We start from the raw sequence: 22,051 nt of genomic DNA on the forward strand, positions 1-22,051 counted from the left end.
CCTACAACTCCAGACCGAACTGAGGGTTCGCTAGCTGCGAAAGCCTTTTGCTCAGTCCGATCTTCTTTTCTGCCTGTGCGCGCGCGCCACTCGACATGAAAGCTACAAGGTTGTCCAAGTCTTTCGGCTCTTTGACGTTCACGAAGGTCTTTTCTTTGTTGACGAACACGACGCATTTCTTGCCGCCTGCAACCAGTTCGAGAACATTACTTAAAGTTCCCGCGCTGGCCGCGTCCCAAAGCATCAACCCAAAGTCCGCATCTGCTGCCATCGCTTTGTCTTTGGCGGTGAAGTAGGCTCGCGTGCCTGGCTCCGCGGACGAATGGATTGGCCTCACCTTCCAGTTTCCGACGTTGTTTCGCGGTTCGTCGCCAGAGCAATACACGGTGACGTTTTGTGCGTCGAGTTTGGTGAGTTCCGCCTGAATGGAAGTGTCTGCCCCGGTCGCGTCTCCGACGACCACGGCGAGACTATCCGAGACGATGTTCTTAATCCGATCAACGAAACGCGGATCGAGGCGCTTGATTTTGATGGAACCTGCTACAAAAACCGTCGTCATTTCAATTCCAAGTCATTGTTGCAACGAAGATCTTGCCGATCTTGTCATAGGTATGCAGGGCAGCGCAAACGGCTTCCATCGACGCCCCACTGTCGAACAGGTCGTCAACGACAAGTGCGTTCCAGCACCCGTTTCCTGCGATTTGGTCTCTGATTGTAAAACGACCAGCAAGGGCGGCAACCTTTTCTTCCTTGTTTGACAAGTCCTTGAGAGCGACGGCCTGACCTTCGGCGGGTGCCTTCACAACGATGCCATCGAACGAATTGACCTTGATCTTCGACGCGACGGCCTGAGCGACCTCATAGACGGGTTGCCTAGCGCGGGTCTTGGAGGCCGGAACCGGGACGACAAGCCCAATCTGCCCAAACCGTGGGACGATGTGGTTGGCGATGGCATCCGCTAGAGGTTGCACCTGATTCCAGTCCTGACGGTACTTCAACTGATATACGGCTTCGCCAGCCTCCGTCCTTTGGTTGTCGAAACGGGGATGACCGTACTCGTCATTGCCCAGAAAGGTGCTGTGCAGCATGTGTTTGTCGAGGGCGTAGCCCTCAGTCCAGTTGCCTTCGATCTTCTTCAAATTCACTTTCACTGAAATCACCTTTTAGTTGTGGCAAGACGATATGGTGAGCGGTTTCAGTATTGTCATCCCCTGTCCAGAAAATCTTCGTGTAGGCGGAGCACGCGGGTTCCTTGGCGTGGACCTTATTCTCGACGCTTGACACCTCGAATACGCCACGAAAGGCGAAGCTCTGATGATAAAAAGTCCTGCGGGCCGGCTGGCGAAGACAGCGCGCCTTGGGGAGGCCCGTCGTGTCCTTCGCCCCCAAGGCGCGTCCCCTCGCAGTCGAGCAATGCCTTTGATCCCTGAGCAACTCTTATACCTCGCCGTCATGAAACAAGCCGTTGCCGACCTCGTGGGAGGCACGAAGGAGGAACCGCAGCGCGCCGATCTCGTCCGCAAGGAGGCGATAGCGTTCTTCACTGACCGCGCAGGCCCTTGGGCCGATATGCGCGCCGAAGTGTGCGAGGCAATCGACCGCGATCCCGACGAGGTGCGCGGGGCGATCATCGAAGTCCTTGAAGGCGCCGATCTGCCCCATCTCGGTCATATGCGCGGCGAGAACATCGAGAAATCCCGCGCCCTGTGGCGTGCGCAGACATCCCAGAACGCGCTGATCGAGGCATACCGCGCAAAACACGCATCGAAGCGCCCTATGTCGGTGCCGAAGCCTACGCCCGTGATCATCCGCAGAATGCGCCCGACGCCTGTGCCTGTCGTCGCGGTAGTACGGCCAAAAGGCCTGATCAAACCGACGCGCCGGGCCGCAAAGCCGTGGCTTTGCCCGCCGCGTGATCCTGCCGACGACTGGCTCTATGGTATCGCACCCGCGCCAAATTGAGGTCCACGGCGAGCGCGCCATATTCCACCTTTTCTTTCGGTTTAGCGTGCGATTCCAACTGTCTAATGTTCGTTCATGGCGGGCGGGTCCCGGCGTTCTCTCTGTGACGAAACGGGAACGGCAGGCGCTCGGAAGCCTGCCGTTTTCGTTTTCAGAGAAGGACCGGACGTAATGCCCGACGACACCACCGCCGCAATTCAAGCCCTCATTCAGCAAGTGACTGCGCTCACCGAGACAGTCCAGACGCAACAGAAGCATATCGCCGCCTTGAAGGCCGATATTCTCGACGAGAAAAAGGATGCTCTGCGTGAAAAGGACACCGCCCTTTCCTCCGTGGACAAGATCCTCGCCCAGCTTGAAACCCAGCAGCGCGAAAAGGCTCTGAAGCTGGCTGGCTTCGAGCGTGACGCCTCAGGCAATCTGGTGCTGGGCGGTGGCCGCGCGGAACGCGCTGTCTATCTGACCCGCGAGGAAGCCCGCGATCCGGTGAAATACCGCGAAGCGAAAGCCAAGGCGGAAGCATCGGGTTTGCCGCTGCGTGTGACCGACACGGGCGAAGACCCGACCCGGCGCAACACTGGTCAGCGGGAAATCATGAAGTCAGCCGTCTTCACCTTCGACGACGAGCACGAGCGCGTCCGGTATGTCCGGGCCGACATGCAGACCGGCAACGGCATCGTGCAGCGCCGTTTGCAGGCCGAGAAGGAGGGCTACACGATCCGCACCTTCCGCACCCTCGACGACCTGCCGGAACATGCGGCGCGGAAGTTCACGCTGATGGAAAAGGCCGCGAACCATGCCGAAACTGAAACCTGAGGAACAGGCCTGCTTCGAGGCCGCGCGCCGTGTCGTCTGCGGTGATCGGGGCGAGGTGCAGGTTCATGAAGACGGCACGTTCCTTGTGAGGGGTGCCGCCTTCAAGCTGGAGCCGTCACGCGACCCGATTGACGCGCTCATTGTCGCCATCGCGAAGGCGATGCAGCGCCATCTGCGCGGGGTCGATCTTGGCAAGCTGCGCCATGATCTCGTCGCGGCGGGCATGGGGGAACAGGCGGCGGATTTCGTCCATGATCATCTGGTCAGTTTCTCCGTTGAGGACTGGGCGCAGGTGCGCGACCGGGTCGGTTTGTATGCCGAACTTAACGCCCGGATGCGGGGCGCTGAAACCGCAGACGAAGGAACCATCTGATGAAAGGCGGGAACAAGAACAGCGGGCGGCGGGCAGTCATCGACATGCGCCCGGACAAGCAGGAGATCATCAAGGACATCGTGCTTGGGCGGCGCACCCTGACCGAGATCGCGAAGCGGATCGGCGTCGATCTGACCACGATCCAGCGGTATCGGGACAACAAGATCACAGAGGAAATGCGCCGCGCGATCATGGCCGAGCAACGTATCCGTCAGGTCGAGGCGGAAACCGAGATCGTCAACGAAGACCGGATGGACGTTGCGAACACCTACGAGGCCCTGGCGCGCCGGGTGGAAAAGCTGATCACCAAGGCCGAGCAGAATGAGGACGACGCCTTCGCCCTGGCTGCGATGGAGGGGCTGCGCAAGGTGCTGCGCGACATCGCCACCATGCAAGGCAAGCTCGCAACCGCGCTGACGGTCAACGTCACCTTGGCCGAGGCAAAGGAATGGGTGACGCTGCGCCGCATCCTGCAAGAGGTCTGCGACGAGGTGCCAGCCGCCCGCGAACCTCTGCTGCGCCGGATGCGCCACCATGTCCTCAGCGTGACCAAGGAGGATGGGGGCGTTGGCATTTGACGGTTTCCGGCTCTGGTGCGAGCAGGTTGAACGCGACCTAGACCCCGGCACGCAGATGTTGCACTTCCTGCGGCAGGAGGTGCCGACCGCGACCGAGGCCGAATGGTATCAGGTCGAGGCACTGACCTCGTCAGCATCGACCCTCGCCCTCAACATCTGCCGTCAGGCGGGCAAGTCATCGACCCTCGCCGCGATGGGCGTTCGGGAGTTGCAGGCGGGCGGCACGACGATTGCCCTGTGCCCTGCGGAACGGCAGGTGCGCGAGTTGACCCGCAAGGTGCAGCTTTACCTGCGCGCTACCGACCTGATCGTGGAGCGGGGCACGCAATCCGAGATCGAAGTCAACACGGGCGGGCGGTTCATCGCCGTGCCTGCCTCCGGCGCGACGATCCGGGGTTACACAGCAACGCGGTTGCTCGTGGACGAAGCGGCTTGGATTCAAGACGATGAATCCATCATCACGGCGCTGTTGCCTATGCTGACCGACGCCGGGGTGGTGGTTTACGCCTCGACGCCTGCGGGCCGGAACAACTTCTTCGCTCGGCTTTTCCTCGACCGGAAACCCAATGACGGCATCCACCGGATCACTGTGCCCGGCACGTCGATCCCGAGGCTTGCAGGCCGGGTTGAACGGCTGCGCCAGCAGCTTTCGGCCACGCGCTTCCGGCAGGAGGTGCTTGGCGAGTTTCTGGCCGATGGCCAGTCCTATTTCGATCTCTCCATCATCGAGAGCGCAACAAGCGAGGTGCAGGCGGTATGCCCAAGGATTTGAACCTGATCTACATGCCTGACGGGCGCGTGCTGAACGAAACCGACAACGACCCGGCGATTCCGCGCGTGACGGGGCACGAGCGGTATTGGATCGGCGCGGACCTCGGCCAAGCGAACGACTATTCCGCCGTCGCCGTGATCAAGGACACGCGCTTGCCCGTGTCGGACGGCTACCGCGTGACCCTTGGGCCTCGGGAGCGTGTCGTCGTCTATGCCGACCGCTTCCGGGGCGTGTCCTATGTGGATGTGGTCGATCACCTGATCCGGCTGCGCAATGCGCCGCCGTTCGGGGGCAAGTCGGACCTCGCCATCGACGGCACGTCGATTGGCCGGGTGGTGTCGGACATGCTGCACGTGCAGAACGTGCCGCACTTCGCCGTGCAGATGACGGGCGGGCGACCTCAAGTTCGCTACGGACCTGCCGATGCGCAAAGAGATCGAGGAAGACCTTGCATCCTTCACCATCCAGACCACGGCGGCTGGCAATCAGATCATCACGCAGTCGCGGAATGCCTCGGGCCACGGTGACGCGGGCGTGGCGCTGATCGTGTCGGCGTTTGCATCCCAGTATTTGCATCGCCAGTCGATCACCACCGCCACGCTGGCCGGGTATTACTGACAGCGCCGCAGCGCAGGCGGGGTAGCAGGCGCGCCTTGCGGTTGTGCCCTATCGGGGTGGGGCGCAGCGCCTTACCGCCATCGTTGCCGGGCTATTGAGGCGTTTCCGCGAAATGCCGTGCGATCTTTTCGCGAACATCGTCCGCAGTCGTTGTGCCTACAGCCAGTTTATCGACCCATGGTCGACCGGGATGCAGAGTGTCCCAAGGAGACCGATATTGTGTTGCTCGGCGCCCACCCGGATCGTTGTTTCCGAAGCCATCCACGACGACATTCCACACAGGTCGATACCAAGAAATTAGCATACGCTCCGCCATTCGCACCCATACATCGTCCAGAACGAGGTATCGGCAGCGAAAATCATTCAAATTCAGGTTCTGCGCCTGACTGATCGAAACCGAGTGCTTTCGAAGCCGATCAGAAAGAGCAGTGCCCGTTGGAGCATCGAAATCGCCGCCCCGTCTCCCACCTTTCGGGTCGGCCTTGCCAACGTAAATGGGGGCCTCAAGCCGCTCACGATTAGTCCCCGCGAGCGGTGAATAGGCATCGAAATCGCCAAGGTAGTAGATCGCGTATATTCCTGCACCTTCAAAAGGCTCAGGAGGCAGATTCTCCGGCTCCTGTCGCAATAGCGCGTTTGCTGCGCTTTCGGCCAGGTGCTGCTTGTCCAAGGGATTGTAAGGAGTCACTTTTCTCATGCGTCCGTTCTATCTGTTCACGGACGGCTTTAGCAACGACCTTGGCGAGTTCGACCGGCACGGCATTCCCAAGCTGGCGCATGGTTTCCGTCCATGAACCGTGGAAACGGAAGTCATCGGGGAAGGTTTGCAAGCGTGCGCTCTCGCGCTCCGAGAAATAGCGCACCGTCCCGTCAGGCCGGCGCAGCATGTTTTCGCCTCCGGGGACGCCGTGAACACCCGCCTTGAGTGTCTTCGCGGGTTCATCAAGAGGACTGCCTGTGTGACCGGGATAGGACCGTGCGCCCGAGATGAAGCGGTGATCCGCGAACTTCGACGCCACGGCAGGGTGAAACTCAGGGTCAGGAAGATCGTGCAGGGCGTCGCGCACTGTTCGCCAAGGCAACTCGGCTGGCTTCACTTTCAGCCGTGCCGCGCGCGACTGCTCTCGGGCATTGGGCACGGGCGCAATGCCGTGACGCTTCCAGTATTCGCCCGAACGCCACTTGGACCACATAAGCGCGTCGTAGGAGTGCGTTGCATCCGGGAAGTGGAAAGCCGCCGCGAGATCGTCGCGGATGCCAACGATGAAGACTCGTTCGCGTTTTTGCGGCACGCCATAGTCAGCAGCGTTCAAAAGGCGGATGACGACGTTGTAGAGCAATCCGCCGTTCGCGCCGCTCGTCTCGTAGTCCTCAAGCCGCTTTAGGTGTGTCAGCCATTCCTCGCCTTCGCGCGGCGTCAGGTCAGGGTGGCGCAGACGCAGGCGGATATACTCAAGGTAGTTTGAGAACGCCTGCCGCCGCAGCCCTTTTACGTTCTCGAAGATGAACGCCTTTGGGCGCAGCTCTCGCACGGCGCGGGCGGCTTCTGGGAACATGTCGCGCGGATCGAGAAAGGCGCGATGCCTCCCGCCCATCGAGAATGGCTGACAGGGTGGCCCACCCGTGACGAGGTTAACCGTGCCTTTAAGCGGAGTGTAGTCAAACTTCCGAACGTCGCCTTTGTCCCAACCGTGGAGCGGCCACTTGGTGTTCTCGGCCAGCGTGTCACAGGCCCAACGATCAATCTCGACGACCGCCGCGTGCTCGAACCCCGCGCCACCGACACCAAGCCCGAGGCCTCCCGCGCCCGCGAACAACTCCACAGATTTCATCCGAGGAACCCCTTTATCTTCTTGGCCAACGACTCGGCGTCGGCAGTCTCACATTCCCAAATCTCAAGCACATTCCACCCCATCGTGGTTAACGCCTCGTTGATCCGCTCGTCCCGCGCGCGATTGCCCTCCAGCTTTGGACGCCAGAAGTCCTGCCGCGACTTGGGCAGGCGAGCCAGCTTGCAGGCGGGGTCGGGATGGCGGTGCCAGAAGCAACCGTGAATGAAAATTACCTTGCGGCGAGGGCCAAACACTAGGTCGGGCCTGCCGGGGAGGTCGCGCCGATGAAGGCGATAGCGGTAGCCGAGGGCGTGGGTCAAGCGGCGCACAAGCATTTCCGGCTTGGAATCGCGTCCGCGAACCAAGCTCATGCGCCTCGAGCGTTCCTCGGGTGTAAGTGTGTCCATACTGCATATCGTGCCTCGACACGAATATGCGCACAATATCGCGCTTCGCTCAATCGCGGATTGCCGCCGCGGGCGACGTGCCGAGATAACCCACGATCAGGTCGGCATCGCCGCTGACCATCGACTTGCCGACGCGACGCAGGTCGCGTTGCGGGACTACCGCATCACAGAGCAGGAGAGACGTTCTGCGCAACAGTTCTCGGCGCGAGGCCCATCGGACAACGCGGTAGAAGCGATTTGTTGCGGCCAGCCTGAGCGGCTCAGTCCCGTCGCCGAATGTTTTCGCTTCGATGACCTGACGAAAAACTGTCCATGGAATGAACCCGTCACCTTCCGCCGTGTGATCCTCGGGGTTGTTGAAGAACAGCTTCCAGAGGTCGTCTTCGGTGGCAATCTTGGTCATGACGGCGGCTCCCGTGGCTGTTGCGGGCGTGCTGCGATGCGCTCGCGCAGGGCAAACCGATAGACAGAGCCTTCTTCGCTGAACGGCTTGACCGCTTCTTTTACCTTGGCGACGATCTTCGAGGCCTCAAGGTCAACATTGATCGGAAGGTCCGTGCGCGGCTTGCGGATCGTCACAATGATCTCGCTATCCGTCACCTGCACATCGCCCTTCTGCGACCAGCCGTCCGCTTCGAGTTCTTTCGGCAGGGTAAACTGCACCTGCTCCTTGATAGCTGCGCGCTGCTTCGCTGCTTCGTCTTCCGCGAGTTTGGCGCAATCGGGGACAAGGATTGGATCAACTTCGCCCGTTTCAACGAACCGAGCAAGCGCCTCCTGTTGATCTGCGCGCCGCTGCTGCGCCCGCTCCAACTCGCTGTTGAGCAGGGCTACCCGTTGCTCAGCGTCCCGAATCTGCTGCTTGAGGCGAGCAATCTTCTCGTCAGTCTCGGCCAATGCAGGCGCAAATGGGTTGTCGAAGCCGTGGTGCGACGAGCCGTCGGCCAACCGCTTGAGCATGTCCATCGCGGTCATGCCGTCAGGGTGAAAGAACAGGCCATCGCTCAGGATACGGGTCATGCTTGCACCCTGAACGAGGCAAGGACACCGCGCGCGTTGCCCGTTCAGAACAGCAGGCGAGAGCTTTCACTGTTCCCGATGAACTTGATCTGATCGGCCAGCTTCACCGCTGGGATGAAGCGCGCGCGATCATAGACCGTGTAAACGGGCGAGTGCGTCGCGACGGCCAAGCACACCAGCGGATGATGCCCGTCGGGCGCGGTTTCGATCCTGTCGTGGTAGATGTGAAGCAGATCACTTTCGTTGCGAGCGGGCTTTACGGAGAACTGGCCGACGATCTGGCTGCGCCATTGATCATCAACCTCGTTCATGTCTGACCAATCAAGGGAGGCAACCATGCTCGTGAGCGCGTCGGGGATTGCCGTGCGGCGCATCGGCAAGGCGAGCGTCGCCCCCGTCGCCCAGCGAAAACACAGCCAGCTTTCGTCTGTCCTTTGGTCTAGGGCTTCACCGACATGAGAAGGAGCCTCGCCAAATGCGCGCAGCAATCGCACGTCGCCCGATGCAAGGTGCATGTCGAATGGTGCCGTCCCGCCAAGATCATACTCGACGAGCGTCTTGTTGTCGGTGGCGAATGCTTTCTCGCCCGTGACATGAGCGAGAGGGAGATATGTGGCTGATCGGTCGTTGATGTCTGATCCCGTGAAGCGCGCGACGAACTCGACGCCTTCAAGGAAGCGTTCGGGGAGGGGCTTCCATTCGTCGTCCGCCAGCCGCTGCGCTGCGGGCAAAACCTCAAACGCCTCCTGCAAGGGGAAGGTGTAGGTTCGCGTAACGAGTGGTTTGATCTCCGTGATCTTGTTCAACACTGATTCTCAACGACTTAGGCGCACTTCACACCCCAGCCTGCCACGAAACCCTTAACGGATCGTTAACCAAGGCAATGTTGCAGAGTTGTTGCAGAGCGCCCCAAAAACGACAAAAGCCGCCCTGAGAGGCGGCCGTTATCGTGTTGTAATCTCTACGAGATTTTGGCTCCGGCGGTAGGGATCGAACCTACGACCAATTGATTAACAGTCAACTGCTCTACCGCTGAGCTACGCCGGAACACGAGGGCGGATATAACAACAGGGTTTTGCCGCGTCCAGTGGCAAATGGCATATTTTTTCAAAAGCTTCGGAGCAGGTTTCAACCCAAGTGAAATCTTGCGTGCCACGACATTTCAGGTTCGGCGCGTACTGTTGATTTACCCGCAAGATCAATAAGATGCGCGAAGACGTTGCGCGCGGCAGCGGGCAAGAGGAGGGCGGCCGTATCGGTGTAGATCCGGCGCGCCAAGGTCTCGGCTGTGGCCGGTCCCTCTGCGAGGGCGCGCAAAATATCGGCCTCGCGGCGGCGCCGATGCGCGATCAGCCAGTCAAGCCGTGCCCGCGGATCATTCACCGGTGCGCCGTGGCCTGACAGATACAGGCGGTCGTTGCGCCTGCGCAGTGCGATGCAGGACGCCATGAAATCGCTCAGGTCGCCATCGGGTGGCGAGACAAGTGAACTGGCCCAGCCCATCACCAGATCGCCCGAGAACAGGATATCGTTGAACCCGAAGCACAGATGGTTCCCGAAATGGCCGGGCGTCCAGACCGCCTCAAGCGTCCAGCCCGAGCCGGACACAATCGCGCCGTGGGGTAGGCACTGATCAGGCACAAAATCGCGGTCCACGCCTTCACCACCCCCGGCAAGGCCCTGCGCGGCCAATTGCTGCATCACCGGACTGCGTCCGGCCACTGCATCGCCAAAGGCCAGAACTGGCGCACCTGTGGCCTGTGACAGCGCGCGCGACAGCGGGGAATGATCGACATGCGCATGGGTGACCAGAATATGGGTGATCTGCTGATGCGGGCCGACCGCGGCGAGAATGGCCTTCAGATGGTCTGCATGATCTGGTCCGGGGTCGATAACCGCCAGATCGGTTCCGCCAATGATATAGGTATTGGTACCGTGCAGCGTCATGGGCGAGGGGTTGGGGGCGAGTATGCAGCGCACATCGGGCGCAACTTCCTGTGGGTGGCCCGGTCTGGGATCTAGGCCCGTTTGGTTCTGCATTCTGCTTCCTTTGCTGCGTGGCTCCGGCTAGGTATAGCCTATGCTATTTGCTTGGCTCAAACGCTTTTCCCCGCGCGGTCTTTATGGCCGTGCCGCACTTATCCTGATTCTGCCGGTTGTCACGCTGCAGCTTGTGGTATCCGTGGTCTTTATCCAGCGTCATTTCGAGGGTGTCACGCGCCAGATGACCTTCACCGCCTCGCGCGAGGTGCAACTTCTGTTGCAGGACATCCTGCCTGCGCCGGATCAGCAACAGGCGCTGGAACGTGTCGCGGGTGTCGCCAGCCTGTTGCAGATCGGTGTGCGCTTCGATGCCACAGACAGCCCGCCCGAGTTTGTGCGGCGCTGGTATGATCTGTCCGGTCTGGCGGTGATCTCCACCTTCGCGTCTGTTGTGCCCAATATAGCGGCGGTTCAATTGCCTGATGACGGGAATGTGGTTCTGTTCCTGCAAGTCCCGCAAGGGATGTTGGAACTGACGCTGGACCGTCGGCGCGTCGCCCCGTCCAATCCGCACCAGTTGTTTGTGAATATGGTGTTTTTCGGCGTGTTGATGACCCTGATCGCCTTTCTCTACATGCGCAACCAGTTGCGACCGATCACGCGGTTGGCCAAAGCGGCCGAAGCCTTCGGCAGGGGGCGCAATGTCGAATACAGGCCCGCAGGTGCGGTCGAGGTGCGGGCGGCCGGCAATGCGTTTCTGGACATGCGGGCGCGGATCGAACGGCAGATCGAGCAGCGCACCTTGATGCTCTCCGGTGTCAGCCATGACCTGCGCACGCCCCTCACGCGGCTGAAACTGGGCCTGTCGATGCTGGACGACGAAGACACCGCCGATCTCAAACGCGATGTCGACGAGATGCAGCGCATGCTGGACGAGTTCCTGAATTTCGCGCGCGGCATATCCGAGGCCGAGCCTGAGCCCGTTGATCCCGCCAGCCTTCTGCGTGATCTGATCGAGGATTTCACCCGCGCGGGCAAGCCTGTGACCGTCCATGCGATAGAGGGCAGTGGAACCGTCCAGCTGCGCCAGATCGCGATGCGACGGGCAGTCGAGAACCTGATCAACAATGCCGTGCGCTACGGTACCCGCGCCGAAGTGTCGATGATGCTGACGGACAAAGCGTTGCGGATTCAGGTCGAGGATGACGGACCGGGCATTCCCCCCGACCAGCGCGGCGAGGCGATCAAGCCATTCACCCGGCTTGATACCGCCCGCAATCAGAACAAGGGTTCGGGTGTCGGTCTGGGGCTTGCTATCGCCACCGATATCGCCCGCGCCCATGGTGGCGTGTTGCGGCTGACCCAAAGTGACCGTCTGGGCGGTCTGCGTGCCGATATCGTGATTGCGCGGTAAACCGAGGCGCCGCGTGAAGGCCGGTTGAACCTATCGGCAAAATTGTTATATCGGCAGTCAGCGAGGACGACCTCCCCCGTGACGGGCGATTTTTCCGGGACGACCCGGACCGACCGGGAGAGCGCCATGCGCGAGACATCAGACCGTATCCGTCACGCTATCAGCTTCGAGGTGATCGCCCTTGCCATCGTCACACCTCTGGGCGTGATGTTCTTCGGTATTTCGCTAAAAGATATGGGTGTGGTCACTCTCGTCAGCGCCACGATCGCGACGGGGTGGAACTATATTTACAATCTGGGTTTCGATCACGCGATGCAGCAACTGCGAGGTGACGTCCACAAGACACCCGCGATCAGGGTGCTGCATGCCGTGCTGTTCGAGGCTGGATTGCTGATCGTGCTGATCCCCTTTATTGCGCTCTATCTGGGCGTAGGGCTCTGGGCGGCTTTCATCATGGATATTGCCTTGGCCGGGTTCTATCTGGTCTACGCCTTCTGTTTCAACTGGGCCTATGACGTGATTTTTCCAATCCCTGATACGGTCGGGGCTAGGGAAGCGTAGCGATAAAGACGGGCCGCAATAAAACGACCAAAGCGGCGGTCCAGCACGGCGGCACTTCAGCAGATCAGCGCGGCTATTCCAGAATACTGTCCAGATTGCCGATGATACTGATAAGAAGGGCCACGCCGCAGACAAGAAGCGCCAGCCAGAAGACATATTGCATGACAATGGCCGAAACACCGATCCCGACCGCCAGATATGAAAGCCTGTGCGGCTCGTTGCGGTATAGCCCGATGCCGCCAAGCACGATGGCGATACCTGCTACGCATAGGGCTGCTGCCGTGATGATTTGCCTATTGTCTTGTGGCAAGCGTGCGGGTGCGGGCGCGGGCTGTCCTGAAATAACACGGGCAGCGGATTGCTTTATGTCGGCTGCGATCTCGCCGATGAAGCTTCCGGTGCTTGCCTCCTGTGGCTCGAACAGTGACGAGAACTGTATGAGGATAATAACAAGACTTGCGATTCCGAGGATGAACCCGACCAAGCCGAATTTTGCAGGACGTATGCTCGTTGCCTGTTCCATTGCATTGCTCCACAATCCGATCAGTATCCGACAATAAAAGAATGAAATGGCAAGAATAGGGCATGTGGAACCCGACCTTGCCGCATAGGATGCGCGGTATCACGATCGCTGCCGTTCATCCGCAAAGCCATGCAGCATACTGTGCCAGAACGCGGGCAAAGACCTTTTCCTGCGCGGCGCATTCAGCAGACAGATATAGGGGGCAGCGGATGATTCTTGTGACGGGGTTCCAAAGTTACGCAGGACGGGACGCAAATCCGTCCGAACTGGTTGCAAAGGCGCTGGACGGAACAACGATAGGGGGTGCCAAGGTGCACGGGCATGCTTTGGCTGTCGATTTTTCGGCAATGTGCCTGCAAATTCCGCAGCTACTCGCAGATTTCAACCCCGACTTGATTGTCTCGCTCGGTCTTTGGCCGGGGGAGCCGATGATCCGGATCGAACGGGTTGCGGCCAACTGGTCGTAGTTCGAACTTCCCGACAATGCCGGTCATCGCCAGAATGGCAGGGTGATCGAGGACGGTCCCGACGGGTATCTATCGTCACTTCCCGCCGATGCGATGCAAACGGCCATTCGCGCGGCCGGACTACCTTGTCGGCAATCTGGCAGTGCCGGAACCTATCTGTGCAACGCGACGTCTTATGTCACGCTACATCATTGTGCCCTGCAGAAGCGTCGCACGATGGCGGGTTTTGTACATTTGCCCTACCTGCCTTCGCAGGTCGCCGCGCTGTTGGATCAGGTGGCCGGGGAAAGCCTGCTTGAAATGCATCAAAGGGCCGATCTGGCCTCGATGCATCTGGACGATATGATCGCGGCCATACGCATCGGACTGGACGCCGCATGGTCCTTGGCGACTGACTGACCAAAGCGAGCAGATTCGTCAGCCGCCTTTTCTTGCATCTTTTCCTGCTGAGGTTGCGTGAATTTGGGGCAGGCGGAAAACCCGTATCAAACTGGCGTTATGTATCTTTGCAATCTGGTCCTAATCAGCCCGTCTAAGGCGATTGACAGCTTTTCGACTCGCCGTTTACGCTTGGTAAAGAAGCCGGAAGTCTGCCCGGTTTTGATCTGCTGTGTCTGGGAATTATGCTGTCCGGTCCACGTGATCGCGAGAGCCTTCTGATGGGAGCGCGCGTTATGACGGTGTTTGTCAGTCTGGTCATTCTTCTGATCTTCGTCATCCTGGTGATCCTGTTCCTGAACAGGTATTACCGCAAAGCGACCCGCGAGATCAGCCTTGTGCGGACAGGTGCCGGCGGACAGAGAGTCGTCCTGGACGGAGGCTGCCTTTCCTTGCCCTTCCTGCATAAAGTGTCGGAAGTAAACATGCGGACCACCAAGCTCGAGATCGAGCGACTGGGTCCGAAATCCATCATTACCAAAGACCGTTTGCGCGTCGATATCGGTGCCGAATTCTACGTTCGCGTCCGTGCTACCGCAGAAGGGGTGGCGACCGCCGCGCAGGCCTTGGCGGGAAAATCCTTCCGCTCGGCTGATCTGGCCGAAACGCTTGAAGGCAAGCTGGTGGATGCGATGCTATCCGTTGCCGCACGTTACACGATGGACGAATTGCAGGACAATCGTGCAGGCTATGCCCGCGAGGTATCCGAGGTGCTGACCGACAATCTGGCGCAAAACGGTCTGCTGCTGGAATCCGTGTCGCTGACACGGATCGACCAGACTCCGTTTCACGCACTGGACGAGAATAACGCGTTCAACGCGCTGGGTATGCGGCGTCTGGCCGAGATCATCGCGGTCAACAAGAAAGAGCGCGCCGTGATCGAGGCGGATGCCGAAGTGGCCGTCCGGCAAAGCCAGTTGGATGCCACCAAGCGAAAGCTGACGATCAACCGCGAGGAAGAAGAAGCCATGATCACGCAGCAGCGTGAGATCGAGATCGCGCGCTCGCGGTCGATGGCCGAAACCGCCGAGGAACAGGCGGATTCCGAGAAACGCCGCGAAGCGGCCCGCATTTCGCGAGAGCGCGAGGTGCGCTTGACCGAGATCAGCAAAGACCGCGAATTGCGCGAACAGTCATTGGCGGCGGAACTGTCCACATCGCTGGCCAAGACGGACAATGCCGTGCGTATGGCGGCCAAGCGCGTGGAGGAAGCCCATGCCGAGGCCGAAGCTATCGCCGCCACCGCAGCCGGTGCCGAGGCCGAAGAGCGAGTGCGCACGATCCGCGAGCAGGCCGCCGCTGACCGCGACAAGATCCTGGCGCTGATCCGTGCCTCGGAGCAGGCCGAGGTGGATGACACCCGCGTCCGCTCAGAAGTGGGCACGCTTCTGGCCATGGCCGAGGCGGAGGCCAAGGCGATGCTGGACCGCGCGCAGGCGCAAAAGGCCAAGCTTCTGGCAGAAGCCGAAGGCCGCAACGCCGTGATCACCGCCGAGAATTCCCAGAGCGCGGAACTGATGGCGATGAAATTGGACGAGGCGCGCATCAGAACCCTGCCCGATGTGGTCGAGCGCATGCTGAAACCTGCCGAGAAGATCGAAAGCATCCGCATCAACCATATCACCGGCATGGGGCGGACTACCGGAACGGGCGGCGAGGGCGGCAGCAATGATGGCGGTACGGTGAACCAGCTTGTCGATGGTGTGCTGTCGATGGCCCTGCAACTGCCCGCTGTGCAAAGGCTTGGCGAGGAAGTCGGCATGAATATCGGCGACGGCGTGCGCGGTGTGACCGCCGAACTGGACAAACGCAGCAGCGGTGCGACCCGCGCGAACAAAACGGGCGATAAAACGTCCGGAACCAAGGACTGACGTGGCGCTACCGAAACAAGCCCCTCGCATCGGTCATAACCCAACAGGAGAGACTGCCATGACTTTCACGCGTAGAAGTTTTCTTGCCGGATCATCAGCCCTTGCCTTGTCCTCTGCTCCGATCATCGGTCGCGCGCAAGGAAGCGACAATATCATCTTTGCCTCGATCCTCGATCTGTCGGGGGGGCTTGATATCTACGGTACCGCGATGGCCGATGCGACAAGCCTTGCGATTGACGATATCAACGCCGCTGGCGGTCTGTTGGGCAAGCAGGTCGAGTTGAAGATGTATGACGCACAGTCGACCATCCAGTTCTACACCCAATATGCGACGCAGGCAGCAGCGGGCGACCGCGCGGCAACCGTGCATGGCGGTATCACCTCGGCCAGCCGCGAAGCGATCCGCCCGACATTGGCACGCTTCAAGACGATGTATTTCTACAATACGCAATACGAAGGCGGCGTATGCGATTTCAACAACTTCTGCACCGGATCGACGCCCGCGCAGACCGTGGCCAAGGTTGTGCCCTACGCGATGAACAAATGGGGCAAGAAGGCTTACATCATTGCCGCCGATTACAACTATGGACAGATCATCGCGCAATGGGTGGAGCGTTTCGTCAAGGAAAACGGCGGCGAGACAGTTGCGATCGAGTTCTTTCCGCTGGATGTCACCAACTTTGGCCCGACCATCAACAAGATCCAGCAGGCCAGCCCTGACATGGTATTCTCGGGTCTGGTGGGGGGCGCGCATGTGTCCTTCTATCGTCAGTATGCAGCCGCAGGCATGAACGCAGAAATCCCGATTGCCTCGACCACCTTCGGCATCGGCAACGAGCACAAACTGATCTCGGCCGAGGAAGGCAACGGATTGCTGGCGGCTTACTCCTATTTCGAAGGTGTGCAGAACGCGGAAAACACGGCCTTCCTTGCACGAATGGATGCCAAATTCGGCGCGAACCGTGCAACGATGAACGAATTGACCGTCCGCTCCTACGAGGGTGCGATGCTTTGGGCCGAAGCGGTCAAGCTGGCCAACAGCGTCGACCACGCTGAAGTGTCGGCCGCGCTGAAATCGGGGCTTACCTATAACGGCCCGTCGGGTCCGATCACCATTGACCCGCAGACCAACCATGCGATCCAGAACGTGGTATTGGGCGAGTTGCAGGATCAGGAGTTCAACATCGTCGAAAGCTTCGAGGCGCAGCCGCCCTCGGACACACAGCTTGTCTGCGATCTGAACGCCGATCCGACGCTGTCGACCTTCTATTTCGAGAATGGTCTGGCTGCTGCCGGAATCGAGTGATCCGAACGGTCACCCGATCACTCTTTTTGCCGGGGCACGTCGCCCCGGCACACACCCTCTGATAGAACGGAGCGCCCATTGGATCTTGTGGCTGCGATCGGCTTTCAACTGGCCTATGTCATCGCGAACCTGGCACTGATCAGCCTTGGTCTGGCGATCATTTTCGGCATGATGCGGGTGATCAACCTTGCCCATGGCGAGTTTCTGATGCTGGGCGGCTATACCGTTGTCGTTGCAACCAATGCCGGTGTGAATGTGTGGGTGGCCATGCTGATCCTTGCACCCCTTGTTGTGGGGATCATCGGTGTAATCGTTGAACGCGTGCTGATCCGTTGGCTTTATGGACGGATGGTCGATACCTTGCTGGCGACATGGGGATTGTCGCTGTTGCTGGTGGGGCTTGTCACCTCGATCTTCGGGGCCTCGACCGCGACCACGGTATCGCCACCGCTGGGGGTAATCCGCTTCGGCAACTATTCCGCCTCGGGTTATGAGCTGTTCCTGATCCTGATCACCATCGCCCTGTTCTTTCTGGTCTGGCTGACCCTGCGCTTTACCAAGCTGGGGCTTCTGGCCCGCGGCACGATGCAGAATGCGGAAATGGCATCGTCCCTCGGCGTATCCACGAACCGCATCTACATGATCACTTTCGGGCTGGGCGCCGCTGTGTCCGGTCTGGCCGGAGGATTGCTGGCCCCGATGACGGGCGTATTGCCGACCATCGGCGCGACCTATATCGCAAAGGCCTTCATTACCGTGATCTCGGGCGGATCGGCCATTCTTGCGGGCACCACCGCAGGGTCTATCCTGTTGGGTGGCTTGAACGGAATCTTCTCATTCGTCGTCGGATCGACCTTTGGCGAGATTGCGCTTCTGCTTGCCGCTATAGTCTTGCTGCGTCTGATGCCCCGCGGGATCACAGGCCGCTTTTTCCGGAAATCGCTATGAACAGTAGCTTGTTGCGCCAGATGCGCTCGACCTTCTTTTTTGCCCTGCTGGGCGTGGTGTTCATGTTCGCTGCCCCACAGGTGCTGCAACTGTTCACCATCATCAACCTGACCACGGCCATTGCACTGGCGGTGCTGGCGCTCAGCCTTGCGCTGATCTGGGGCTATGGCGGCATCCTGTGTTTCGGGCAGGTGGCCTTCTTCGGGCTTGGGGCTTATGTATACACGATCTCGGCGATCAATTTCGGCGGCTCGACATGGGCTGTTCTGATGGCGGTTCTCGTCACCTCGGCCTTTGCCGCCGCCTTGGGCTATTTCATCTTCTATGGCCGCGTGTCGGATGTGTATCTGGGTGTTATTACCCTGACTGTGACGCTGATCTTCTTTTCGCTGATCCGGCGCACATCCGGACCTGAATACAAGATCGGCAATGCGCTTTTGGGCGGGTTCAACGGGGTCTCGTCACCCCCCATCAATCTACCTTGGGACAGCGGCAGCTTCCTGTTCCCCGAACATGTCTTCTATGTTGCGATGGCTGTGCTGATCCTGTGTTATGTCTTCGTGGGCTGGCTGGTGAATACTAAATTCGGTCGTGTCTGCGTGGCCATCCGCGAGAACGAATTGCGCGCCGAGTTGCTGGGATATGACACGCGGCTCTACAAGCTGGGGATCTTCACCATCGGCGCGGGCATTGCGGCCCTTGGGGGCGTTCTGTTCTGCAACGGGGTTGGCAGGATCACGCCGGATGTGTTCAGCCTGTATAACGCGGCGCTGACCATCATCTGGGTGATTGTGGGCGGACGCGGCACCCTGATCGGCCCGATCGGGGCGACCTTCGCGCTGTTTTACCTGACATCGGCCCTGGGCGGTCAAAGCCTGCTGAACAACAATCTGGTGCTGGGGATCATCCTGATCATCTTTGTGTTGCTGGTGCCCAAGGGTGTTGCCCCGACCGTGGTCGACTGGATCGCGTCGCGGCGCAAAAAGACACCTCGTCGCGCGCGGCGCAGGCGTGGCGCGCGGGCGGAGGGCATGGAATGACACGTCAACGCGGTGATGTGGTCGTCGAAACGCGCGGGTTGTGTATGCATTTCGGCGGCGTGCGGGCAGTAGATGAGGTGGATTTCACCCTGTTCGACCGTGAATTGCGCTGCCTGATCGGGCCGAACGGGGCCGGAAAATCGACTTTCTTCAAATGCCTGACGGGGCAGTTGACCCCTACGGCGGGCGATGTAATGATCCGTGGACAGGCCATGACAGGGGCTGAGCCTTTCGAAATCGCAAGCCTTGGTGTCGGGATCAAGACGCAGGTGCCAAACGTCTTCGACGGTTTGAGCGCCGAGGAAAATATCTGGATTTCCGCCCGTCGCTGGCATGACGACCGCCGCGCGCGCACCCTGACCGCCGAGACCATCGAACGCCTGCGTCTGGGTGATATCCGCCGCACGCAGCTTGGCCGGTTGGCGCATGGCCAGCGTCAATGGGTCGAACTTGGCATGGTGGTGGCGGCAGAGCCTTGGCTGGTGTTGCTGGATGAACCCGCCGCTGGAATGACACATGAGGAAACATACAGAACCGCCGAGCTGATCGAAGAGATCAACAAGACCGCAGCCCTGATCGTGGTCGAGCATGACATGCAGTTCATCCGCATGATCTCGCGTCAGGTCACGCTGTTTCATGAAGGTGGCATCCTGATGGAGGATACGATGGACGCCATTTCGGCGGACAAGCGCGCGCGCGAAGTCTATCTGGGGCACAGGGCATGAATACGCTTTTGAAAGTGTCGAACCTGCGGGCAGGCTATGGCCGCGTGCCGGTGTTGCACGGTATCGACCTGACCGTGAACGAGGGCGAAATTCTGGGTGTGCTTGGCCACAACGGGATGGGCAAGTCCACGCTGCTGAAAACGCTGATGGGGATTATTCCCGCCACCGGCGGCAGCATGATCTTCGACAAGCAGGACATGGCGCGGATGCGCTCATCCGGCCGCGCGCAGTTGGGTATCGGCTATGTGCCGCAGGGACGCGGGATTTTCCCGAACCTCAGTGTGCGGGACAACCTGCGCATGGGGGTGGCCGCGCATGATCTGGACGAAGATGCCGCGATTGACCGTGTGCTTCAGGATTTCCCCCGCCTTGTGCGCCTGCTGGAACGGGAGGGCGGGGCGCTGTCGGGGGGCGAGCAGCAATTGCTGGCACTGGCGCGCTGCCTGATCTCGGAACCGGACCTGATCCTGCTGGACGAACCGACCGAGGGCATCCAGCCTTCGATCATCGACGAGATCATCGAGCTTTTGAAAGTAATGAACCGGCGCGACGGGTTGAGCATCGTTCTGGTCGAGCAAAGCCTCGATTTTATCACCGCGCTGTCGGACCGCGTCCTGCTGATCCAGAAGGGCCGTATCATGGGCGAGGTGTCAGGCTCTGAAGCCGCCGATCCCGCCCTGATCGAGGAATTCACAGGGTTCGGAGCAGGGGCAGGGGGCAAGACGGTCAAACCCGCGCCATCCGCCATGACCGCGTTCAAGTCGGACCGCCCGCCTGCTGTTGCACCTTATCAGATACAGCAAGCGACCAAGACACCGACACAAACCGCAAGACCTGCTGCGCATGCGGCTCCGTTGCAAGAAAGGATGTCCTATATGACTGTCCAGCGCCCCACCCATTCGCAGCTGAAAACCATCGTGGAAGAACTCGGCATGCATATGTCTGATACCCGCGTGCAGGAGTTTCTGGACGTGATGCAGGGCACGCTCGACGCCTATGACATCGTGGACAGCCTGCCGGACTATCTGCCGCCGGTTCTCTATCCGCGCACATCCGGCTATCGGCCCACGGCCGAGGAGAATCCGATGAATGCGTGGTATGTGAAGACCGAGATCAAGGGCGCACCGCGCGGGCCGCTTCTGGGGCGGACCATTGCCCTCAAGGACAATGTCTGCCTTGCAGGTGTGCCGATGATGAACGGTGCCGCCACGCTGAAAGGTTATACGCCCGATATTGACGCAACCGTTGTGACCCGGTTGCTGGATGCGGGCGCCACTATCGTGGGCAAGGCACATTGCGAATATTTCTGCCTATCCGGTGGCAGCCATACCAACGCCACCGGGGCGGTGCATAACCCGCACAAGCATGGCTACTCGGCAGGCGGCTCTTCCTCCGGCTCTGGTGCGCTGGTCGGCGCGGGGCTGGTGGATATGGCCATAGGGGGCGATCAGGGCGGCTCGATCCGCATGCCCGCGTCGTTCTGCGGGGTTTACGGGATGAAAGCGACCCATGGTCTGGTGCCTTATTCCGGCATCATGCCGATCGAGAACACGATCGACCATGCCGGACCGATGACACAGACCGTCATGGACAATGCCCTGATGCTGGAAGTCATCGCGGGCGCAGACGGTCTTGATCCGCGCCAATATGATGTGGTGACGGATAAATATACCGCTGCGGTCAATCGCGGCGTGTCCGGCCTCAGGATCGGGGTGGTCAAGGAAGGTTTCAGCCATCCGCAGTCCGAGGCGGATGTAGATGCCTCCGTGCGCGCCGGAGCAGAGGTGTTCCGCCGCCTTGGGGCGACGGTAGATGACATATCCATCCCGTGGCATTTGCACGGACCTGCGATCTGGACCCCGATCGGGCTGGAGGGCCTGACCAATCAGATGATGCTGGGCAACGGTTTCGGCACAGGCTGGGAAGGTCTTTATACAACTTCCCTGCTAGATTATCATTCCAACTGGCGCAGTCGCGCAGACGAGCTGTCGGATACACTCAAGATCTCGATGTTCGTCGGCCAATATCACCTGAAACACACGCGCGGGCGTTATTATGCCAAGGCGCAGAACCTGTCGCGCCAGTTGCGCGAAGAATATAACAAGGTGCTGGCCTCCTACGACCTGCTGCTGATGCCCACCACGCCGATGAAAGCCACACCACTGCCGCCCGCCGACAGCACGCTGGCACTTTGGATACAGCGCGCCTTTGAGATGCTGCCCAATACATCGCCCTTTGACGTGACGGGCCATCCTGCCATGTCGATCCCCTGCGGCATGTCCGACGGTCTCCCGATCGGGCTGCAACTGATCGGACGGCGCTATGATGAAAGCACGATCTACCGTGCCGCAGGTGCCTTTGAACAGGCTGGCGACTGGCGCAAGATGTAAGGATGGA

24 protein-coding genes, 1 tRNA gene and 1 pseudogene are annotated in these 22,051 nt (G+C 60.0%); 15 read left to right on the top strand and 11 right to left on the bottom strand.

Annotated features, from left to right (window positions below):
- Position 1: 1 nt before the first annotated feature.
- The gene (locus tag K7H22_RS01435) at positions 2-559 is read right to left on the bottom strand and encodes a hypothetical protein (RefSeq protein ID WP_230798821.1); all 558 of its coding nucleotides are present in this window, start codon (positions 557-559) and stop codon (positions 2-4) included.
- Between the two features lies 1 nt (position 560).
- Positions 561-1,151 (bottom strand): ComF family protein, encoded by a 591-nt coding sequence (locus K7H22_RS01440; RefSeq protein WP_230798822.1) that lies wholly within the window; start codon positions 1,149-1,151, stop codon positions 561-563.
- A 301-nt stretch (positions 1,152-1,452) separates the two neighbouring features.
- On the opposite strand from K7H22_RS01440, the gene K7H22_RS01445 reads away from it, so the two are divergent.
- The 6 genes from K7H22_RS01445 (at position 1,453) to K7H22_RS01470 (ending at position 5,028) form a co-directional block, all read left to right on the top strand.
- The gene (locus K7H22_RS01445) at positions 1,453-1,962 is read left to right on the top strand and encodes a hypothetical protein (protein WP_230798824.1); all 510 of its coding nucleotides are present in this window, start codon (positions 1,453-1,455) and stop codon (positions 1,960-1,962) included.
- A 171-nt stretch (positions 1,963-2,133) separates the two neighbouring features.
- Entirely contained in the window at positions 2,134-2,778 is a 645-nt protein-coding gene (locus K7H22_RS01450) for a hypothetical protein (RefSeq protein ID WP_230798826.1), read from the top strand.
- On the top strand, positions 2,759-3,151 hold the full coding sequence (locus tag K7H22_RS01455; protein WP_230798827.1) for a hypothetical protein: 393 nt from the start codon (positions 2,759-2,761) through the stop codon (positions 3,149-3,151). The genes K7H22_RS01450 and K7H22_RS01455 overlap by 20 nt, the downstream gene beginning before the upstream one ends.
- Complete coding sequence (locus K7H22_RS01460; protein ID WP_230798829.1) at positions 3,151-3,729, top strand: hypothetical protein; 579 nt, start codon at positions 3,151-3,153, stop codon at positions 3,727-3,729. The genes K7H22_RS01455 and K7H22_RS01460 overlap by 1 nt, the downstream gene beginning before the upstream one ends.
- Positions 3,710-4,501: a terminase large subunit domain-containing protein gene (locus K7H22_RS01465; RefSeq protein WP_419248130.1), complete on the top strand. Its 792-nt coding sequence runs from the start codon at positions 3,710-3,712 to the stop codon at positions 4,499-4,501. The genes K7H22_RS01460 and K7H22_RS01465 overlap by 20 nt, the downstream gene beginning before the upstream one ends.
- Positions 4,486-5,028 (top strand): hypothetical protein, encoded by a 543-nt coding sequence (locus tag K7H22_RS01470; protein WP_230798832.1) that lies wholly within the window; start codon positions 4,486-4,488, stop codon positions 5,026-5,028. The genes K7H22_RS01465 and K7H22_RS01470 overlap by 16 nt, the downstream gene beginning before the upstream one ends.
- 182 nt (positions 5,029-5,210) lie before the next feature.
- On the opposite strand, the gene K7H22_RS01475 is transcribed toward K7H22_RS01470, so the two are convergent.
- From K7H22_RS01475 to K7H22_RS01510, 8 genes are all read right to left on the bottom strand, one after another.
- Positions 5,211-5,816, bottom strand: a complete 606-nt coding sequence (locus K7H22_RS01475) for an Eco29kI family restriction endonuclease (RefSeq protein ID WP_230798833.1) — start codon at positions 5,814-5,816, stop codon at positions 5,211-5,213.
- The gene (locus K7H22_RS01480; protein WP_230798835.1) at positions 5,716-6,951 is read right to left on the bottom strand and encodes a DNA cytosine methyltransferase; all 1,236 of its coding nucleotides are present in this window, start codon (positions 6,949-6,951) and stop codon (positions 5,716-5,718) included. The genes K7H22_RS01475 and K7H22_RS01480 overlap by 101 nt, the downstream gene beginning before the upstream one ends.
- Positions 6,948-7,358 carry a very short patch repair endonuclease gene (locus K7H22_RS01485; RefSeq protein WP_269062966.1) on the bottom strand — a complete coding sequence of 137 codons (411 nt, stop codon included), beginning with the start codon at positions 7,356-7,358 and terminating at the stop codon, positions 6,948-6,950. The genes K7H22_RS01480 and K7H22_RS01485 overlap by 4 nt, the downstream gene beginning before the upstream one ends.
- A gap of 49 nt (positions 7,359-7,407) precedes the next feature.
- Positions 7,408-7,761, bottom strand: a complete 354-nt coding sequence (locus K7H22_RS01490; protein WP_230798838.1) for a hypothetical protein — start codon at positions 7,759-7,761, stop codon at positions 7,408-7,410.
- Positions 7,758-8,378, bottom strand: a complete 621-nt coding sequence (locus K7H22_RS01495; RefSeq protein WP_230798840.1) for a hypothetical protein — start codon at positions 8,376-8,378, stop codon at positions 7,758-7,760. Before K7H22_RS01495 ends, K7H22_RS01490 begins: the two co-directional genes overlap by 4 nt.
- Before the next feature lie 44 nt (positions 8,379-8,422).
- The gene (locus K7H22_RS01500; RefSeq protein ID WP_230798841.1) at positions 8,423-9,184 is read right to left on the bottom strand and encodes a hypothetical protein; all 762 of its coding nucleotides are present in this window, start codon (positions 9,182-9,184) and stop codon (positions 8,423-8,425) included.
- A gap of 166 nt (positions 9,185-9,350) precedes the next feature.
- Positions 9,351-9,425 (bottom strand) — tRNA-Asn (locus K7H22_RS01505).
- 81 nt (positions 9,426-9,506) lie between these two features.
- A complete protein-coding gene (locus K7H22_RS01510) occupies positions 9,507-10,418 on the bottom strand; it encodes an MBL fold metallo-hydrolase (protein ID WP_230798842.1) in 912 nt (303 codons plus the stop codon).
- 40 nt (positions 10,419-10,458) lie between these two features.
- Here K7H22_RS01510 and K7H22_RS01515 point away from each other — a divergent pair, with 40 nt between their 5' ends.
- Positions 10,459-11,775 (top strand): ATP-binding protein, encoded by a 1,317-nt coding sequence (locus K7H22_RS01515; RefSeq protein ID WP_230798844.1) that lies wholly within the window; start codon positions 10,459-10,461, stop codon positions 11,773-11,775.
- 126 nt (positions 11,776-11,901) lie between these two features.
- A complete protein-coding gene (locus tag K7H22_RS01520) occupies positions 11,902-12,336 on the top strand; it encodes a PACE efflux transporter (RefSeq protein ID WP_230798845.1) in 435 nt (144 codons plus the stop codon).
- Positions 12,337-12,409: 73 nt separating this feature from the next.
- Here K7H22_RS01520 and K7H22_RS01525 read toward each other — a convergent pair whose 3' ends face one another.
- Positions 12,410-12,859, bottom strand: a complete 450-nt coding sequence (locus tag K7H22_RS01525; RefSeq protein ID WP_230798847.1) for a hypothetical protein — start codon at positions 12,857-12,859, stop codon at positions 12,410-12,412.
- A gap of 209 nt (positions 12,860-13,068) precedes the next feature.
- On the opposite strand from K7H22_RS01525, the pseudogene K7H22_RS01530 reads away from it, so the two are divergent.
- From K7H22_RS01530 to K7H22_RS01560, 7 genes and pseudogenes are all read left to right on the top strand, one after another.
- Positions 13,069-13,725, top strand: a pseudogene (locus K7H22_RS01530) (hypothetical protein).
- Positions 13,726-13,985: 260 nt separating this feature from the next.
- A complete protein-coding gene (locus tag K7H22_RS01535) occupies positions 13,986-15,635 on the top strand; it encodes a flotillin family protein (protein WP_230798849.1) in 1,650 nt (549 codons plus the stop codon).
- Between the two features lie 58 nt (positions 15,636-15,693).
- Positions 15,694-16,941: a transporter substrate-binding protein gene (locus K7H22_RS01540; RefSeq protein WP_230798851.1), complete on the top strand. Its 1,248-nt coding sequence runs from the start codon at positions 15,694-15,696 to the stop codon at positions 16,939-16,941.
- A gap of 87 nt (positions 16,942-17,028) precedes the next feature.
- A complete protein-coding gene (locus tag K7H22_RS01545; RefSeq protein ID WP_230798971.1) occupies positions 17,029-17,889 on the top strand; it encodes a branched-chain amino acid ABC transporter permease in 861 nt (286 codons plus the stop codon).
- Complete coding sequence (locus K7H22_RS01550) at positions 17,886-18,929, top strand: ABC transporter permease subunit (RefSeq protein WP_230798853.1); 1,044 nt, start codon at positions 17,886-17,888, stop codon at positions 18,927-18,929. Before K7H22_RS01545 ends, K7H22_RS01550 begins: the two co-directional genes overlap by 4 nt.
- A complete protein-coding gene (locus K7H22_RS01555) occupies positions 18,926-19,654 on the top strand; it encodes an ATP-binding cassette domain-containing protein (RefSeq protein WP_230798855.1) in 729 nt (242 codons plus the stop codon). The genes K7H22_RS01550 and K7H22_RS01555 overlap by 4 nt, the downstream gene beginning before the upstream one ends.
- Positions 19,651-22,044 carry an amidase gene (locus K7H22_RS01560; protein ID WP_230798857.1) on the top strand — a complete coding sequence of 798 codons (2,394 nt, stop codon included), beginning with the start codon at positions 19,651-19,653 and terminating at the stop codon, positions 22,042-22,044. The genes K7H22_RS01555 and K7H22_RS01560 overlap by 4 nt, the downstream gene beginning before the upstream one ends.
- The last annotated feature ends 7 nt before the right edge of the window (positions 22,045-22,051 follow it).

The sequence above is a fragment of the Seohaeicola saemankumensis genome (genome assembly GCF_021021435.1).
Classification (GTDB): Bacteria; Pseudomonadota; Alphaproteobacteria; order Rhodobacterales; family Rhodobacteraceae; genus Seohaeicola.